The organism is Arthrobacter sp. MA-N2 (genome assembly GCF_000517125.1).
Lineage (GTDB): Bacteria > Actinomycetota > Actinomycetes > Actinomycetales > Micrococcaceae > Arthrobacter > Arthrobacter methylotrophus.
In genome coordinates this window covers 1,390,946-1,407,108 of sequence record NZ_KI912155.1, presented here as the reverse complement: position 1 = coordinate 1,407,108, position 16,163 = coordinate 1,390,946, and the positions used below count along the sequence as shown (strand labels likewise).

General features: G+C 64.0%; 16 protein-coding genes. 10 read left to right on the top strand and 6 right to left on the bottom strand.

Annotated features, from left to right (window positions below):
- Positions 1-23: 23 nt before the first annotated feature.
- Positions 24-533 (top strand): hypothetical protein, encoded by a 510-nt coding sequence (locus tag A3M3_RS28775; protein WP_231497200.1) that lies wholly within the window; start codon positions 24-26, stop codon positions 531-533.
- Positions 534-541: 8 nt separating this feature from the next.
- On the opposite strand, the gene A3M3_RS0107195 is transcribed toward A3M3_RS28775, so the two are convergent.
- Positions 542-1,144, bottom strand: coding sequence for a YdeI/OmpD-associated family protein (locus A3M3_RS0107195; protein WP_028265784.1), 603 nt, complete (start codon positions 1,142-1,144; stop codon positions 542-544).
- A 64-nt stretch (positions 1,145-1,208) separates the two neighbouring features.
- Here A3M3_RS0107195 and A3M3_RS0107190 point away from each other — a divergent pair, with 64 nt between their 5' ends.
- The 6 genes from A3M3_RS0107190 to A3M3_RS0107165 all read left to right on the top strand — a co-directional run bounded on the left by A3M3_RS0107190 (position 1,209) and on the right by A3M3_RS0107165 (position 6,949).
- On the top strand, positions 1,209-1,877 hold the full coding sequence (locus A3M3_RS0107190) for a glyoxalase/bleomycin resistance/dioxygenase family protein (RefSeq protein ID WP_028265783.1): 669 nt from the start codon (positions 1,209-1,211) through the stop codon (positions 1,875-1,877).
- Between the two features lie 238 nt (positions 1,878-2,115).
- A complete protein-coding gene (locus tag A3M3_RS0107185; protein WP_028265782.1) occupies positions 2,116-2,655 on the top strand; it encodes an NUDIX hydrolase family protein in 540 nt (179 codons plus the stop codon).
- Positions 2,656-2,746: 91 nt separating this feature from the next.
- Positions 2,747-3,712, top strand: a complete 966-nt coding sequence (locus A3M3_RS0107180; RefSeq protein ID WP_028265781.1) for a DUF6707 family protein — start codon at positions 2,747-2,749, stop codon at positions 3,710-3,712.
- Between the two features lie 61 nt (positions 3,713-3,773).
- The gene (locus A3M3_RS0107175; protein ID WP_028265780.1) at positions 3,774-4,499 is read left to right on the top strand and encodes an SRPBCC family protein; all 726 of its coding nucleotides are present in this window, start codon (positions 3,774-3,776) and stop codon (positions 4,497-4,499) included.
- A gap of 33 nt (positions 4,500-4,532) precedes the next feature.
- A complete protein-coding gene (tgt, locus tag A3M3_RS0107170; RefSeq protein ID WP_028265779.1) occupies positions 4,533-5,873 on the top strand; it encodes a tRNA guanosine(34) transglycosylase Tgt in 1,341 nt (446 codons plus the stop codon).
- A 146-nt stretch (positions 5,874-6,019) separates the two neighbouring features.
- Positions 6,020-6,949, top strand: a complete 930-nt coding sequence (locus tag A3M3_RS0107165; protein ID WP_028265778.1) for a type IV toxin-antitoxin system AbiEi family antitoxin domain-containing protein — start codon at positions 6,020-6,022, stop codon at positions 6,947-6,949.
- A 109-nt stretch (positions 6,950-7,058) separates the two neighbouring features.
- On the opposite strand, the gene A3M3_RS0107160 is transcribed toward A3M3_RS0107165, so the two are convergent.
- The 4 genes from A3M3_RS0107160 to A3M3_RS0107145 form a co-directional block, all read right to left on the bottom strand.
- On the bottom strand, positions 7,059-8,564 hold the full coding sequence (locus A3M3_RS0107160) for a DUF6297 family protein (protein WP_155854307.1): 1,506 nt from the start codon (positions 8,562-8,564) through the stop codon (positions 7,059-7,061).
- 2 nt (positions 8,565-8,566) lie between these two features.
- The gene (locus A3M3_RS0107155) at positions 8,567-9,253 is read right to left on the bottom strand and encodes an ABC transporter ATP-binding protein (protein ID WP_028265776.1); all 687 of its coding nucleotides are present in this window, start codon (positions 9,251-9,253) and stop codon (positions 8,567-8,569) included.
- Between the two features lie 123 nt (positions 9,254-9,376).
- On the bottom strand, positions 9,377-10,075 hold the full coding sequence (locus A3M3_RS0107150; RefSeq protein WP_028265775.1) for a queuosine precursor transporter: 699 nt from the start codon (positions 10,073-10,075) through the stop codon (positions 9,377-9,379).
- A 322-nt stretch (positions 10,076-10,397) separates the two neighbouring features.
- Positions 10,398-11,798 (bottom strand): MFS transporter, encoded by a 1,401-nt coding sequence (locus A3M3_RS0107145; protein ID WP_028265774.1) that lies wholly within the window; start codon positions 11,796-11,798, stop codon positions 10,398-10,400.
- A 224-nt stretch (positions 11,799-12,022) separates the two neighbouring features.
- On the opposite strand from A3M3_RS0107145, the gene A3M3_RS0107140 reads away from it, so the two are divergent.
- On the top strand, positions 12,023-12,388 hold the full coding sequence (locus A3M3_RS0107140) for an iron chaperone (RefSeq protein WP_028265773.1): 366 nt from the start codon (positions 12,023-12,025) through the stop codon (positions 12,386-12,388).
- A gap of 31 nt (positions 12,389-12,419) precedes the next feature.
- Positions 12,420-12,959, top strand: a complete 540-nt coding sequence (locus A3M3_RS0107135; protein WP_028265772.1) for a DUF6036 family nucleotidyltransferase — start codon at positions 12,420-12,422, stop codon at positions 12,957-12,959.
- 165 nt (positions 12,960-13,124) lie between these two features.
- Here the strand turns inward: A3M3_RS0107135 and A3M3_RS0107130 are convergent, their stop codons facing one another.
- On the bottom strand, positions 13,125-14,636 hold the full coding sequence (locus A3M3_RS0107130; protein WP_028265771.1) for an XRE family transcriptional regulator: 1,512 nt from the start codon (positions 14,634-14,636) through the stop codon (positions 13,125-13,127).
- Positions 14,637-14,798: 162 nt separating this feature from the next.
- On the opposite strand from A3M3_RS0107130, the gene aceA reads away from it, so the two are divergent.
- Positions 14,799-16,130: an isocitrate lyase gene (aceA, locus tag A3M3_RS0107125; RefSeq protein ID WP_028265770.1), complete on the top strand. Its 1,332-nt coding sequence runs from the start codon at positions 14,799-14,801 to the stop codon at positions 16,128-16,130.
- Positions 16,131-16,163 lie beyond the last annotated feature (33 nt).

Below are 16,163 nucleotides of genomic sequence, written 5' to 3'. Positions count from 1 at the left end.
GTGCCGAGGCCTAGTCTGGAGGCGTGAACCCTTCACCGAGTCCGTTGCCTGTCACAGTGGTCGCTCCGCCCGCGGAATGGTGGCAGATCGTCAGTGCGCTCAGCCCACTCGCGGTCCTCGTGGCGGCGATCGTTGCCGCGGTGGTGGGCCTGCTGTCCCTGCGGCAGAAGGCGCGGGCGGACAACAGGTCCGAATGGTGGCGTCGGGCTCAATGGGCGCTGGACGCATCCCGGTCCCGCAGCCGCTCCGAGGCCGGGATGGGCCAGAAAGCCATCGAAATTCTGGGCCAAAGCGAGCTCGCGTCCCGGGAGGAACTCGAGCTCCTCAAAGTCGGCACGGAAGATGCCCTCCTGGCAGCGGCCAAGGCATCTGAAACCCCCACCGTTACGCAGTCGCAGCGTCCCGCCTCAGTGAGCCCCGAGGACCGCAAGGTCCAGATCGCCGCAGCCAAGGCCAGGGTCACACTCGACAAGCGGCTCGGCGAGGACACCCCTGAATGGCTCGCTGCCCTGGCCCGGGAAACCCCCGGGTAACTCTCCGGCTATTCTGCCACCGCGGGCTTTTTCTTCTGCGGATGCGGGGTCTCCTGCCGCGCCAACATCTCCACGAAGCCGGCAATCTTCCTGGCCCGGGTCTCCGCCTTCTTCACCGCGTTGGTGCGGTAGATCAGGGAATAGCGGTTGACCGCCGTCAGGACATCGAACATGGCCTGGGCTTCGGGAACGGCGGCGATGGCGGCAGCGAGGTCCTCGGGGACTTCCGCATCCGCTTGACCCACGTAGGCGGCCTCCCAGCGCCCGTCGGCCTTTGCGTCCTCGACGGCGGCCCGGCCGGCGGCGGTCATCTTCCCTTCGGCTTCCAAACGGGCAACGTGTGCAACGTTCCGTTTGGACCAAGGGCTTTTAGGGCCGCGGCGGGTCATGCGCTGGAAGACGCTCTCGTCGTCGCGCCTTCTGCCTTGGCCGTCGATCCACCCGAAACAGAGGCACTCATCCAAAGCAGCGGCGTAATCCAGTTCCGTCACGTTGCCGCCCTTTTTGTGCAGTACGAGCCACACGCCGGGGCTATCGGCGCCGTTCTTTTCGAGCCAGGACCGCCATTCGGCAGCGTCTTTGACGATCAGTTCTTCAAGTTCAACAGCCATGGCCCCATTCTGGTGCGAGCTAGGCTGAGACGAAAGCCCACTCGAGCTATGTCCCGGAGGATCCATGCTGCGCGTCCGCCCCATCCAGTTCACCTCCGACATCGCTGGCTGGAAGCGCCTTCTTACGGCGCTGGGCCTCGTGTGCGTCGCGGACCACGGCGGCTGGGTGGAGTTCGATTCCGGCGCGGGCCGGATCGCCCTGCACCGCACGGCCCTTGGCTCGCCCGACGACGGCACAACGGTGTTCGGCGTCGAAGTAGGGGATCTGGCCGAGTTTGCGCGCCGCACCACGGCGGACGGAACCCGGGCCGAGCTGATCGACGCCGATCATGGCCAGGCCGTCCGTATCGTCGCGCAGGACGGCTTCCGCTTCCTCGCAGACAGGGCGGCCAGCCGCAGCACCAGCCCTGAAGCGGATCCGCGACTCGCCGTCGTCGGGACCTGGCTCACCCCGGACGTTCAGCAAGCCGCGCGGGAGTTACGCAACATCGGCGCGCGGCCGCGGCACATGTCCACTGGCGCCGCGGATTTCACTACGAAGAACGGCGGCATCCTTGTGGTCCGGGAATCCGCGGAAACTGCCGCAGGCGGCCTCGCTTTCGAGTACGACGGCGACCTCGCGGCCCTGGATACCCGGCTCGCCGCCGCGGGCGTCGGCTCAGCCATGGTCGGCTCGGTCCTGACGATCCCCACCCCGCGCGACGGCACCACCACCGTGGCCCAGGCTCCCTAGCCCAACCCTCCCTCACCTATACCCACCCCTAGCCCAACCCTCCCTCACCTATACCCACCCCTAGCCCAACCCTCCCTCAGATCCCGCAGATGCGTCGGGATAGGGACATAGATGTGAGCGAGCGCCGCCCGAATTAGCGCCAAAGGTGAGCGAGCGTCCCCGGCTTTGGGCTCGACGCAATCCTGGGCTGTCTGATTGCTAAGCCTCGGAACAGCAAGGGATGGGGTAGAACTTAACCATGAGTGTTCGTACCCCTGACCCCTACTCCGGCTGGCTTTCCGATGAAGACCTCTTCGAAGCCCGCGGCCGCCTCCCCATGGTTTATGTTGAGGCGGTTCCCGTGCGTTTGGATCCGCTCGGCTTCGTCAACGAGGTGGGCACCCTGCTTCAGGGCGATGCCGACGGCACCATGGTCCGGTCCTTCGTTTCCGGCCGTGTGCTTTACCGCGAAACCATCCGGGCAGCGCTGCTGCGGCACATGGAGAAGGACCTCGGGCCTCTCGCCTTCCCGCAATTGCCTGTCAGTCCCGTGCCGTTCACGGTGGCCGAGTACTTCCCGGCGCCGTCGCAGACCGGCTTCACGGACGACCGCCAACACGCCGTGTCCCTGGTTTACGTCATCCCTGTGACAGGCGAGTGCGAACCGCGCCAGGACGCCCTCGAGCTGACGTGGATGACCCCGCAGGAGATCCTGGGCGACGACGTCCAGCAGGAATTCAGCGGCGGACGCAGCAACCTGGTCCGCCAGGCCCTGGCTTTCGCTGGGGTCGGACAGTAGCCGCACCGTCAGTCAGTAGCTGCCTCCCCCACTTGTTCGGTGGGGTTTTATAGACTGTTGGGCGGACCCCAAGAGAACCAAAGGACTTCCGATGACTCACAGCCCAGCCGACCAGCAGTACCGTGAAAAGCAGGCTGGGGCCCTGCAAGTCGGAGACTACCTGTTCCTCCCCGGAGATGGTCCCGCGGAGGAAATCACCCACATCGAGGTCGAACAGGACGACTTTGGCGTTCCCGCACTCATCTTGGTGACCACCATCGCTGGCGGTAAAGTGCGGATCGCAGTCGGGTCCGGCGTGCCGGTGGGCGAGGCAGTTGCCGCCCCCGACGACGCAGCTTCCAACGAAGGTGACGCGCCCGCAGAGGCGATTCCCGCCGTCGTCGTGCCTCCGCTGCCAGCCGTGGCGCCCACTGTCAGCGGGTCTCTTGTGCCGGGTCCCGCTCAGCTCGCGCTGATCCCGGTGCCGAGCGATTCTCCCGAGGACGTGGTGGCCGCCGCTGCCGAAGCGCACCCCGGCAGGAACGGCGTCGCGGTCCTCAGCGAACGGCTCGTGAAGGGCATCAACACGAAATCGGGAAGCTGCCTGCGGGATGTGAGCGATCTGGCGCACGATCTCTTCATCGAGCTGCGGGATCCGGACAACGCCCTGGCCGTGGCCGATATCCTCAATGTGCTTCCCTACGACGGAAACCGCGATCGGTGGATGTCCGTTGAACGCGCCCTCGCCCTTTCGAGCTTCATTTGCCGCGAGCTCGGCCAAACGGAGCGCGCAGAGGTCTACGACCAGCTCCTGCAAGCGCAGGACACGCTGGAGACAGACCCGTTCAAGGCCCGGATCGCCGCCAAAGTCCGGCAGCGCGGGCTCAACGAACCGAATCTGTATGACAAGGAAATCTTCCGCTCCATCGACAACGGCAATCGCGACGCCGAGCGCGAATGGCGGCTACTTCGGCTCGAAACCCTGCTGTTCCTGCGCGCGCACGGGGGCTCGAACACCCTCGGCGTGGGTGAACTCGATCACCGGATCGCGAACGAACTCGAGGCCGTGCGCGCCTAAGCGCTATCGGAGGATTTCACAAGACCTGTCGTGTTCGCTCCAACGGCGGTAGATTCGGGCCATGACGAACAATCTGAGCGTTGTGATTAATGCCGACGCGCAGCAAGTTTGGACTTCGCTGCGCGAACCGTCGCTCGTGGCTCAATGGCACGGCTGGGAAGCCGACGAGCTTGGCGACGAAATCAACCAAATCTATTTCACCACCAACGTAGTTGAGGGTCCGGCGCACACATCTCTGACCGTCAATGGCGGAGACGTCTTCGAGCTCACTCCCGTCAGCGGAGGCACCGAGGTCCGCGTGACGCGGGCGGCCTTGGACCACGATTCCGAGTGGGCCGCTTGGGACGAGGACATCACCCAGGGTTGGTTGACGTTCCTGCAGCAGCTCCGATTCGCCCTCGAACGCCATCCGCACGGACACCGGCGTACGCATTTCGTTTCGTTGCCCGGCGGTAGCGGTTCGGGGCTCCAGAAGCTCGGCCTGTCCGACGTCCCGTCTCCCGGCGAGGATTACTCCCTGACCCTGCCGACGGGCGAGGCCATTTCCGGCAAGGTCTGGTTCCGGAGCAACCACCAGGTGGGCCTCACCGTGCACAGCTATGCAGAGCACGGGGACGGGCTGCTGATTGTGGCCGACCAGCCTGTCATTCCGGAAAAGAGGCCCGACGGCGGCACTATCGTCATCGCTTCGACCTACGACTTGGGTGCCGGCAGCCTGGACTCGATCCGCTCGCACTGGGATAGCTGGAAGGCTGAGAACTACCCCACAGAGGTCCATTCGCACTGACGATTCGCGCCTTGGGGCTGGCAGACTGTAACGGTGCCAGCCGATTCCTCCTTGCCCCCTTCCGCGTCCGGTCCTGCCCCGGCCGCTGCCCAGCAGTCCACGTTCTCCTTCGAGGTGGGCGCGCGACTCAGCGAGACGCGCCCGCCGTCGTCGGTCCAGCGTGAGCCAAACGACGGCGGCGGCAGCCGTCACGACGGCGAGCGCGGGGAGTTCCTGGGCCGCACCGGCACCATCACCACGCCGCACGGCCAGATCCAGACGCCCGCGTTTATCGCCGTCGGGACGAAAGCCACGGTCAAAGCGGTGCTGCCCGAATCCATGAAGGAGCTCGGCGCACAGGCTTTGCTGGCCAATGCGTACCACCTGTATCTGCAGCCTGGTCCGGAAATCCTGGACGCGGCCGGCGGCCTCGGTGCGTTCATGAACTGGGACGGGCCCACGTTCACGGACTCGGGCGGCTTCCAGGTGATGAGCCTCGGCTCGGGGTTCAAGAAGGTCATCGACATGACCTCGGTGGACATGTCCGGTCCTGACGACGCCGTGGCCCCAGGCAAAGAGCGGCTGGCGCATGTGGACGAGGACGGCGTCTGGTTCAAATCGCACCTGAACGGGGACCGGCACCGTTTCTCGCCCGAGATCTCCATGCGGGTGCAGCACCAGATCGGCGCAGACATCATGTTCGCCTTCGACGAGTTGACCACGCTGCAGAACTCCCGTGGCTACCAAGAGGAGTCGTTGGAACGGACACGTCGCTGGGCCGAGCGCTGCGTCGTCGAGCACGAGCGGCTGACTGCGGAGCGGGTGGGGAAGCCGTACCAAGCCCTGTTCGGCGTCATTCAAGGCGCGCAGTACGAGGACCTCCGCCGCAAGGCCTGCCGGGACCTGGGCGGGATGCCCTTTGACGGATTCGGTATCGGGGGCGCCTTGGAAAAGGAGAACCTCGGCACCATTGTGCGTTGGTGCAACGAGGAACTTCCCGAAAACAAGCCGCGGCACCTCCTCGGCATCTCCGAGCCGGACGATATCTTTACGGCCATCGAAAACGGCGCCGACACCTTCGATTGCGTCTCCCCCACCCGGGTGGCCCGCAATTCGGCCTTTTACACGCCGTCTGGACGGTTCAACCTCTCCGGGGCACGCTACAAGAAGGATTTCGGACCCTTGCAGGACGGCTGCGACTGCTACACCTGCGCCAACTATTCGCGGGCGTACATCCACCACCTGTACAAGGCCCACGAGATGGTCTCGGCCACGCTCATCTCCATCCACAACGAGCGCTTCGTAGTGAAGATGGTGGACGACGCGCGGTTGGCTATTGAATCCGGGGACTTCTTCGAGTTCAAGGGCGAGACCCTGGGGCGGTACTACTCCTAGCCGTCGCAGCTCCCGCCGAGATCGCCGGAACGGTGCCGTTTCGCCGGAGCGTTCCGGCGTCCCGGCACTGTTCCGGCGACCCCACGTTTTCCACATAGCCGAGCAAGCAGCTTCCGTTGGCCCAGCCGGCGAACAAGGCTGGATCAATGACGCCTTCCCAGCCGCTTTCGCTCCCGGACAAGGGAAACCTTTGGCGCACCGATCAACTTCACGCACACGGCCTCAATTCCCGTGCAATCCTGCTCTTGGTGCGTCGCGGCCAGCTGGTCCGGCTACGGTATGGCTGCTACATTCGGGCCGCGCTCTGGGCGAAACAATCCGCCTGGATCCGTAGTACTCAATTGATTTACGCCCATGCGCATGGAACGCTCACGACGTCGACGGGAGACTACGTATATAGCCACACCTCGGCGGCGCGGCTGCACCGCCTGTTCCTCTGGAATGTTGACGACCTCATCCACATCCTGCTGCGGGTGCGGCCCTCCAGCGAGCGCCTTGGCAAGGACGTCCGCGGTCACACCAGGCCTTTCACCGAGACGGACATTGTGACAATCGGGAACTTGCGGGTCACGTCCTTGGAGCGGACGGTGGTGGATTGCGCCATGCTACTCAGCTACAGGCACGGGCTGGTGCTCATGGATCATGCACTGAGGCTTGGCGCTGATCGTGCGCTAATGCAGGCCATGGCCGAGGCATTGGATGGCCGACGCGGCATCAGGAAGCTTCGACAGGCCCTGGCGAACGCTGATCCGCGATCCGAGTCGGCCGGCGAAACCTTGTGTCGGGAACTCATCTCGCGGCTGAAGTTGCCGATGCCTGAACCGCAGGTTGAGGTGCAGAGCCGGGCAGGTCGGCATCGGCTCGACTTTGCCTGGCGGGAGGCAAAGGTCGCGTTGGAATTCGACGGCGAGATCAAGTACTTCGATTTCAAGCCAACAGCCGAGGTGATTTTCCAGGAGCGGCGCCGGGAGAAGGCCCTTAGCGAGAATGGTTGGCGCTTCGTCCGTGTGGAGTGGAAGCATCTCTTTCGCGAGGAGGAATTCAAGGGCCGCATACTGAAGGCCCTCCGCCGTTAGCCTGCCGCCAAACCAGCCTGCCGCCGTCGAGCTCGCCGGAACGCGCCCTGGTCGCCGGAAAGTTCCGGCGAGCCGGCACGGTTCCGGCGAGCTCGCGCCGGGGAGACGCTCAGGGACGGTCCGCCATCGTCACGCCGATCACTAGGAGCACCACATTGAGCACGACGGCGGGCGTCACCAGGACCTCGGGGGCGTTGAAAAGCATGCCCAAGGCCAGTGGGACCACGGCGAAGAGGCACAGCACGTAGCCTCGGATCCTGGTTCCCAGCATGGCAGGCCCGCTCCGTCCAAGCTGCATGAGGTACACCAGCTTGGTCAGGTCTTCCGGCTGGCGGAATGCGCGTCGCAGCATTCCAGCACCCAGACCACAGCCCGCCGCCGCTCCCAGGACGAGGAGCTCCACGCGGAAACCGCCAGCCAGCACGAAGAATCCGGCAGCCGCCGTCGTCCACAACGACATCAGCAAGACCGGCAATGCGACGTGGACCCAGCGCGAAGCTGTCCTGGAAATCGGGAGGAGCGCGTCGAGGCTTGGAGCCATGCGCAGCTGCCAGAGTGGCCCCGCCGCCGCAGTGGCAGAGAAGATCGCCGCGGCAAGCAACACGGGAAGGAGGATGATGGGCGAATCGAACGTCCGGACCAGCCCGGTCAAGGGAATGACGGCGAGACCCAGTCCCCAGCGCCACAGCCGGCCGGGCTGCCGGGCGAGCACGGTTGCCTCCGCGTGGAAGAGCGCGCCAGCTGCACTACTTGGCGTACCGGGGAGCCTGAACCTGCTCCGTTTGCCACCGCTGGAAAGCGAGGCGCTGAGCTCCCCGCTATCCATCAGCGTCAGCGCTGCCTGGACATGTCCCCTTGCGGAGCCTGCCTTGAGCAGCGAGGTCGTACGGACGGTGGAGAGTTTGTTTCGCATGCCCGCAGCCGCAGCCATCAAGGCCACCGCAGGCGCGATCGCGAGGATCCAGTTTCCCTGCAACGTCCCGAACAGCATCGCCCCGAGTGCCGCCGAGGCAGCCGCCAACACCCACTTTGTCGGCCCGCGTTGCCCGGCCGACGCCGCTGAACGCGTCTGGGCGAAAGCCGCGAGTGCCAGGATCGCCGCCCCGGTCAGCGCACCCGTCAGGATACGCCCGGCAAACACCGTCGCGTTCGAGCCACTGATGATCGCTACGGGAATAGTCGCGAGGGCGCCGACGACGGCGGCCGCCAGGATGGCGCGACGCAAGCCTCGCGCTAGAAGGGGTTCGCGATTGATGGCCAGCGAGTACCACCAATGCCGCTGGTTCGCCGTGATGGCTAGTGGCCCGAGCCGGCTGGCCATCCAAAAGGCTGCGATGCCCAGGAGACCAAACCCGGCAACCAAACCGTACTCCACGGGCACCACTCCGTAGTTGTCCGAAACCAGATGGCCTCCGAAGCCATGATTCGCCGCAGCGGTAAGCCCGTTGAGCAGGCCTGTCGCGTAGATCAGGGCGACGCCGAAGGTCAGGAATTGGACGTACAGCTCGTTGAGTCTGGAAAGCAGGGACTGACCGCGCGGTCTGATGACCTTGCGTGTGGCACGCTCGGGGTCGAAGTCGACGAACTCCGGTTGCGCCGTCGCAACAGTGGACATGTTCACCTGCGGATCCTCGCCACGGCTTCGTCCGTGCCGACCACCCGCGCACCGCCGTCGTCGACAATCACGGCCCGCGTGCACGCGACCTGGGCGACGTCCGCATCGTGGGTAACCATGACCACAGCCGCATTCTTCTTGGCCGTCCGGGCAATCCGCTGCGCGAGCAGGCCGCGCATGCGGGTATCGAGCCGCTGTTCGGGCTCGTCCAATACCAGCAACTCGAAGGGCCGGATGAAGGCCGAGGCGAGGAGCAGCTTGCGCCGCTGTCCGGAGGAAAGCTGATCGGGAAACGCGTCCGCTACGGTTCGGAGTTCAAAGAAGTCGATCTCGCCCTCCACCGCTGCATCGGGGTTGGGAAGTCCATGCCCCCGGGCCACCAAGGAAAGGTGCTCGCGGACCGTGAGGGAATCGAAGTAGGCATCCTCGTCCAGGAGCACCGAGACTTTGCTGCGGAACAGGGCCGAGCGGTCGTCCGGCATCAAGCCGAGCACTTGGGCATCGCCTTCGATCGCGGCCTGCGCGCCGATCATCGTGCGAAGCAGCGTGGACTTGCCGGCCCCGTTTTCGCCGACCATCCCGAGCACCTGCCCGGAGAAAACTTCGACGTCGAGCGGCCCACACACGGCGTGCTCACCATAGCCCGCAACAAGATTCTCGGCCGTCAGCACGGCTTTTCCCAGCTTCATCCTCTGAAGCTACCGGACTTCCCTGCGGTTCCCCTGAGCCAACCGCCGTCGTGCTTTGCCGGAACGCTCCCGCACCTATGTCACCTTCCGACCGGACGCCCGCTCACCTATGTCGCGATTTGCTCAGGCCCAGTAGCTGGGCTCGCGCTTCTTGATCCAGCCAATGACCAAGGACGTGACAGGCACGAGGATGTACTGCACTCCCACCTTGTAGACGAAGCCGACCACCAGGTAATTGACGAAACCTCCGAAGTCCGTGATGCCGATCACCGAGTACGCAATGCTACAGAAGATGAGCGTGTCCACGAACTCCCCCACACCGGATGAACCCATGAGCCTGGCCCAGAGGGTGCGTTCGCCCGAACGGGCTTTCATTTTGACCAGGATGAGGGAGTTGATGGTCTGGCCCGCGAAAAAAGCAAGCAGCGAAGCTAGGACAATCTGCGGAACCGGACCCAGCGCGCCTTCAATGGCGGCCTGTTTGGCGGTCCCGTAATCGTCGTTGAAACCGGGCAGCGCGATGATGATCCAATAGCAGAGCGATGCGAACGCCGATAGGGCGAACGAGGTGATGATCGCTTTTCGGGCCACCTTAAAGCCGTAAATTTCACTCATGACATCGCCAAGAATGTAGGCGAGCGGGAACAGGAAGAAGCCGCCGTCTGTAATGATCGGACCGAAGGCGACCCCTTTGGCCGCGCCAATGTTGGAGAGAATCACCACCACGGCCATGCATGCCAGCATGATGCCAAAGTACGGGGAGCCGATCGACGCGAAACGAGGCGCGGGTTTGGTGAGGGTCTGGGATTCTGGAGCTGACATATTCGATTGTCCGTTCGTAGTGGTTCGCGCAGGCGGCCGGAATGGGCACGGCGCCCCGCTGTATTAGCACTGTTGGTGGTCCCGCTTGCAAACCGCGGAGCCTCCCCTATTCTCGCATCGAGGAACAAAGAATCATGGATCCGCACGCATACTGGTTGGTCCCTCGTCACCTATGCTCCCGCAGAGAGGCTCGCTCAGCAGACGTGAGTGAGCGTCGCCCCTAAACCCCACACAAGTGAGCGAACGTCGGGAGGGAGAGGGGACGACGACGGCGGGTGGCCGGCGTTCGAATGCCAACCACCCGCCGTCGGGCGCCAAAAAGTCAGGCGCTGACGGAGTCCTGATCATCAGCACGTGAGTTGTCGTCCGCGCGGGGGGAGCCGAAGGCGCTCCCCTGTTCCTCGTCCAGGTGGGTGGAATTCTTGTTCTTCAGGGCGAATAGGTAGACCAGCAGGGAAATGCCGATGGCCACGGTGACGTAGGTGAAGAAGACCTCCACCTGGCCGGCTTTCTGGAGGGCAGCACCCACCAAGGGAACCGTTCCGCCGAATAGCGAGTTGGCGATCGCGTACCCAAGGCCCACGCCAAGCGCGCGGATGGACGAGGGGAAGAGCTCGGCCTTCACCAAGGCATTGATGGAGGTGTAACCTCCCACAATCAGCAGTCCGCCCATCATCAAAAGGAAGGCCACGAACGGGTCCGTGGTTCCGCCCAGCGCAGACAACAGCGGCCAAGTGCACAGCACCCCGAGTATGCCGAACCATAGGAGAAGCGGCTTGCGGCCGACCTTGTCCGAAATCATGCCGTAGACCGGTTGCAGGCACATGAAGATCAGCAGTGCCCAGAAGTTAATCTGGCTGCTGGTCTCCTTGGCGATGCCGCTGGTGTTTTGCATGAAGGACAGGATGAAGTTGGTGTACGTGTAGAACGCCACCGTGCCGCCCAGGGTCACGCCGATGCAGATCAGCAGTGAGCGCCAGTGCTTGGTGAAAAGCAGCTTCAGGGTGCCAGGCTGGGCCTCGCCGCCCGCAGGAGCCGTGGCCGCAGCAGTCTGCTCCGCGGAAATCGTTTCCTCCATGGAGCGTCGGAGCCAAAGAACTATCAACGCGGCAACGCCCCCGATGAGGAACGGAATGCGCCAACCCCATCCGGTCAAAGCTTCCTTGCCGAGCGCCTGTTCCAGGATGACGAGGACCAACAGGGCCAGCATCTGACCACCGATCAGAGTGACGTACTGGAAGGAGGAAAAGAAGCCCCGGCGCTTGGCTGTTGCGGCCTCGGACATGTAGGTGGCGCTGGTGCCATATTCGCCGCCCACGGAGAACCCTTGGATCAACCGGATCAGGATCAGGAGCACCAGTGCCCACCCTCCGATCACGTCCTTGGTGGGCAGGATGGCGATGGCGAAGGACCCCGCGGACATCATGGTGACGCTTACCGTCAGGGCGGCCTTGCGGCCCTTGCGGTCGGCATAGCGGCCGAAGAACCAGCTGCCGATAGGGCGCATCAGGAAGGTTACGGCGAAAACGGCCATGGCTTCCAAATTGCTCTGCAGCGGGTCTTTGGAACTGAAGAAATGGGATGCGAAATAGGCAGAGAACGCCGTGTAGATGTACACGTCATACCACTCCACAAGGTTGCCGGCCGAGCCTTTGAGGATATTGCCGACGGCCTTGCGCGTCCGGGCTGCCTCACGCTGGGGCGCTGCTTGCTGGGTGCTCATCGATGAACCTTCCTGGGCTTGCCGCAGCCACCGGCCGCGCCGTCGCCACCATACCGCTGGGTAACATAGCGGCTGGCGTTTCGGTCATATTGGTCGTTCCCGTAAAGCTGACGACGGCGGTGCCTTCGAAGCGCGCCGACGCCGGGGAGCGCCCCTCTGGCAGTGCGCCACGCAATGGGGCAAGCTATGCCCATAACCGAGCGGCAAGTATTGGAGGAGGGCTTGTGGCGCAGCACCTTGAATCCGTGGATGATTACGTCGCGTCCCAGCCAGACGAGGTGCAACCCATCCTTCACGAGATCCGACGCCGGACCCTGGCAGTGGTACCCGGAGCCAGCGACCGGATCAGTTACGGGATCCCGACCATCACGCTCGACGGCCACTACGTGGTGTATTTCGCCGCGTGGAAGCACCATATTTCGGTCTATCCAGTGCCCGACGGCGGCGAGGACTTCGAGCGGGAAATAGCCCCTTTCCGGGCGCCCAAGGGCACGTTGAAGTTTCCCCTCGGGAAGCCAGTGCCATACGAACTCATCGAAAAAGTGGCGACCCTGCTGGCTGAGCGCGAACGGGGACGGGGCGGGTACTGACAATCGGGCTGCGCGGGGGTACGGTACAGCCATGCGCCGCGAAGATCTTGAGCACGCCATCCGCGCTGCTACCGACATCATTCACGGCGACCGGGTGATCGTGATCGGCAGCCAGTCAATTTTGGGGTCCTTCACGGAGGACCAGTTGCCTGCGGCAATCACCATGTCGGATGCCGTCGACATCGCCCCGTTTTCCGATGACGACGCCGGCACTCTCGCGGACAGCATCGATTCGGCGCTTGGCGAGTGGTCGCCGTTCCACAACGAGTTCGGGTTCTATGTCCAGGCCGTCGAAAGGGAGACCGCGGTGCTTCCTGCCGACTGGGAGTACCGCTTGGTCGGGGTGCGCAATGAGCGGACCCGGAACAGCACCGGGCTTTGCTTGGATCCCTACGATCTTTGCGCGGCGAAGCTCATTGCGGCACGCCCCAAGGACCATGCGTTCGTTCTGGCGCTCATAGAGGCGTCCCTCATCGACCGCGTCCGGCTCGTGGACACACTCCGGCTGATAGACCCATCCGAGCCTCGACGCGATGCGGCTTTGTCCTGGGTCATGTCCCTCCGAAACTGAAGGAGCAAAAGCTGTGACCAAGGTTGTGGCGATGCGGCGTCACACCAGGCGAGTTTTTGGGTCCACCTCATGGGTCAATCCGCGGAATTCCGGGGTGGTTCAACCCCAAGGAATCCGAAAAGTTGCGTGGCGTGACGCGTCCCAAGCAACAGCCCCACGCAAAAACTATCCCGAGTGCGCTTCCAAGAACGCATAGACCTCGGTCTCGTCGACGCCGGGGAACGCGCCGGGTGGCATGGCGGCCAACAGGTGTGAGTGGGCGCGGGCGGACGGCCAGGCGTTGCCTGCCCAGGAAGAAGCCAACGACGCCGGCGGGCGCTTGCAGCAGTTCGGGTCCGGACACGTGGAGGTAGCCCGCGCCGTCGTCTCCCTCCCGCGGAACCACTTCACGTGCTGGTACGGCACCCCGATGCTGAGCGAAAACTCCCCGGCCGCCGAGCGCTCCGTGCGAGCGGTGCACCAATAGGTGCCCGAGACGGTGTCCGTGTATTGGCTGTAGGCGCTGAACTTGTCCGGAACGTCGAACACGGCACGCGAAGTCCATGCCTTGCATGCCGGCTGCCCTTCGATCGCACCCGTGTGGTCCTGAGGGAAGGCTACGCCGTCGTTCTCGTAGGCCTTGTAGATGATGCCGCTCTGGTGGGTTTTCTGGAAGTGCGTGGTGATGCCCAAGTGTTTTGTGGCCAGGTTGGTGAAGCGGTGCGCAGCGGTTTCGTAGGAGACGGCAAAGGCGTCCCGGATGTCCTCGACGGCGATCTCCTTGGCGGCTTTCGCCTTCTGCAGGAACTCCAGGGTGGCGTGCTCGGGCAGGAGCAGCGCCGCGGCGAAATAGTTGGTGGCGACCCGTTGCGCCAAGAAGTCCCCGTAGCTCTTGGGCGTCTCGTGGCCCAGGACGTAGTGTCCGAGGGCTTGAAGGAGCACCGAACGGGGATCGTGGTCCTGCCGCTGGCTTTGCGTGAGATAAATTCGGTGATTCTTTAGATCGGTCACTGAACGGGTGGAATGGGGCAAATCACCCACGTGGTGCAGCGTGAATCCGAGGTGTTCGGCGATGTCCGCAATGACGTGCTGGCTCAAGGGACCCGAGGTATATCCGACGCCCTTGAGCACCTTTTGCGCCTCGGCCTCGTACTCCGGAAAATAGTTGCCGCGCTCACGCATCATGGCACGTAGTTCACCGTTCGCGCGGCGGGCCTCTTCCGGCGTCGCGATCTGCTCGTTGAGCTTGCGCTCAAGCTCCTGCAGGAGCCCTACCTGCGACTCCAGCACGTCGAGCGGGAGCCGCGCGCTGACGCGGATTTTCGGCAGGTTCAGCGATTCATACAGGGGCCCGCGCTGGTACCGTTCCAGCTCGATTTCCAGGGCGGCGCGGCGGCTGGGCGGCTCCGCTCCGAGCAACTGGTCGATGCCCACATTGAGGGCGGCTGCGAGCTGCTTCAGTAGGCCCAGCTTGGGTTCCCGTTTGCCGTTCTCAATGAGGCTCAGCTGGCTAGGAGCGGTCCCGACGGCGGCACTCACGTCGTCGAGGGTCAGCCCGGCCTGCTTGCGCAGATACCGCACGCGGCGGCCCAGGCTGATGACGTCCAGTTCGGCGGTGGAAGCGGACGACGACGGCGGTGGTACTTCGCGGTTCCAGCTCACAGGTGACATTTCTTGAGGATACGCGAAGAAGTGCATTTCTTTCCATACGTTTCCTCTAGATAGCCCCTTGGAATTGCTGAAAAGTAAGAACCACGGAAAGAAATACCGCTCGGGACCAACCGGCCTGAACTGCAATGGCGCAGTGAGGGCCGGCCCCGGGAGGGAATCACACTCAGTAGCGTCAAGGGAGACAGAACAATGACCGCAGCATTTGAGCCCACTCAGCAGACAGCAACCGAGCAGGCCGCCGCACTGGAGCTCGAATGGGCTGCCAGCCCGCGTTGGGAAGGCGTCACCCGCGATTACAAGGCCACCGACGTCGTCCGTCTCCGCGGCCGGGTCTCCGAAGAGCACACCCTGGCCAGGCGCGGATCCGAGAAGCTGTGGAAGCAGCTCACGGAGGAGGCTGCCACCGGCGGTTACACCAATGCTTTGGGTGCGCTGACCGGCAACCAGGCCGTGCAGCAGGTCAAGGCCGGGCTGCGGGCCATCTACCTTTCGGGCTGGCAGGTCGCCGCCGACGCCAACAACTCCGGCCACACCTACCCGGACCAGTCGCTCTACCCGGCCAACTCGGTCCCCACAGTGGTGCGCCGGATCAACAACGCGCTGCTCCGTGCCGACCAGATCGAGTTCTCCGAAGGAATCCAGACCGTCGGGGACTGGCTCGTCCCGATCGTCGCCGACGCCGAAGCCGGTTTCGGCGGCCCGCTGAACGCCTACGAACTCATGAAATCCATGATCCAGGCCGGCGCCGCAGGCGTGCACTGGGAAGACCAGCTCGCCTCGGAAAAGAAGTGCGGGCACCTCGGCGGCAAGGTCCTCATCCCCACCCAGCAGCACGTCCGGACGCTGAACGCCGCCCGCCTCGCGGCCGACGTCGCTGGCACGCCTTCGGTGATCATCGCCCGCACCGACGCCGAGGCAGCCACGCTGATCACTTCCGACGTCGACGAGCGGGACCAGGAATTCATCCTCCGCGAAGGGGGACAGCCGGTCCGTACCGCGGAGGGCTTCTACAAGGTCCGTAACGGCATCGAACCCTGCATCGCCCGTGCCAAGGCCTACGCCCCGTATTCGGACCTCATCTGGATGGAAACGGGCACCCCGGACCTTGAGTTGGCCCGCAAGTTCGCCGAGTCCGTCAAGGCCGAGTTCCCGGACCAGATGCTCTCCTACAACTGCTCGCCGTCGTTCAACTGGCGCAAGCACCTGGACGACGCCACCATCGCGAAGTTCCAGCGTGAACTCGGCGCCATGGGCTTCACGTTCCAGTTCATCACCCTGGCCGGCTTCCACGCCCTGAACTACTCGATGTTCGACCTCGCCCACGGCTACGCCCGTGAAGGCATGAGCGCCTACGTCGAACTCCAGGAGAAGGAATTCGCCTCCGAGTCCCGCGGCTACACCGCAACCAAGCACCAGCGCGAAGTCGGCACCGGCTACTTCGACGACATTGCAACTGCGCTCAATCCGAACGCATCCACCCTGGCCCTGGTGGGATCCACCGAAGAAGGCCAGTTCCACTAGCCCACACCCTTTCCCCAACTAGGTAGCAGTAGG

What these genes read in the sequence shown, in the direction of transcription:
- A3M3_RS0107195 (WP_028265784.1), bottom strand. Translation starts at nt 1,144, where the DNA reads ATGGCTGTTGAACTTGAAGAACTGATCGTCAAAGACGCTGCCGAATGG.
- A3M3_RS0107190 (WP_028265783.1), top strand. Translation starts at nt 1,209, where the DNA reads ATGCTGCGCGTCCGCCCCATCCAGTTCACCTCCGACATCGCTGGCTGG.
- A3M3_RS0107185 (WP_028265782.1), top strand. Translation starts at nt 2,116, where the DNA reads ATGAGTGTTCGTACCCCTGACCCCTACTCCGGCTGGCTTTCCGATGAA.
- A3M3_RS0107180 (WP_028265781.1), top strand. Translation starts at nt 2,747, where the DNA reads ATGACTCACAGCCCAGCCGACCAGCAGTACCGTGAAAAGCAGGCTGGG.
- A3M3_RS0107175 (WP_028265780.1), top strand. Translation starts at nt 3,774, where the DNA reads ATGACGAACAATCTGAGCGTTGTGATTAATGCCGACGCGCAGCAAGTT.
- A3M3_RS0107165 (WP_028265778.1), top strand. Translation starts at nt 6,020, where the DNA reads ATGACGCCTTCCCAGCCGCTTTCGCTCCCGGACAAGGGAAACCTTTGG.
- A3M3_RS0107160 (WP_155854307.1), bottom strand. Translation starts at nt 8,564, where the DNA reads ATGTCCACTGTTGCGACGGCGCAACCGGAGTTCGTCGACTTCGACCCC.
- A3M3_RS0107155 (WP_028265776.1), bottom strand. Translation starts at nt 9,253, where the DNA reads ATGAAGCTGGGAAAAGCCGTGCTGACGGCCGAGAATCTTGTTGCGGGC.
- A3M3_RS0107150 (WP_028265775.1), bottom strand. Translation starts at nt 10,075, where the DNA reads ATGTCAGCTCCAGAATCCCAGACCCTCACCAAACCCGCGCCTCGTTTC.
- A3M3_RS0107145 (WP_028265774.1), bottom strand. Translation starts at nt 11,798, where the DNA reads ATGAGCACCCAGCAAGCAGCGCCCCAGCGTGAGGCAGCCCGGACGCGC.
- A3M3_RS0107135 (WP_028265772.1), top strand. Translation starts at nt 12,420, where the DNA reads ATGCGCCGCGAAGATCTTGAGCACGCCATCCGCGCTGCTACCGACATC.
- A3M3_RS0107130 (WP_028265771.1), bottom strand. Translation starts at nt 14,636, where the DNA reads ATGCACTTCTTCGCGTATCCTCAAGAAATGTCACCTGTGAGCTGGAAC.
- aceA (WP_028265770.1), top strand. Translation starts at nt 14,799, where the DNA reads ATGACCGCAGCATTTGAGCCCACTCAGCAGACAGCAACCGAGCAGGCC.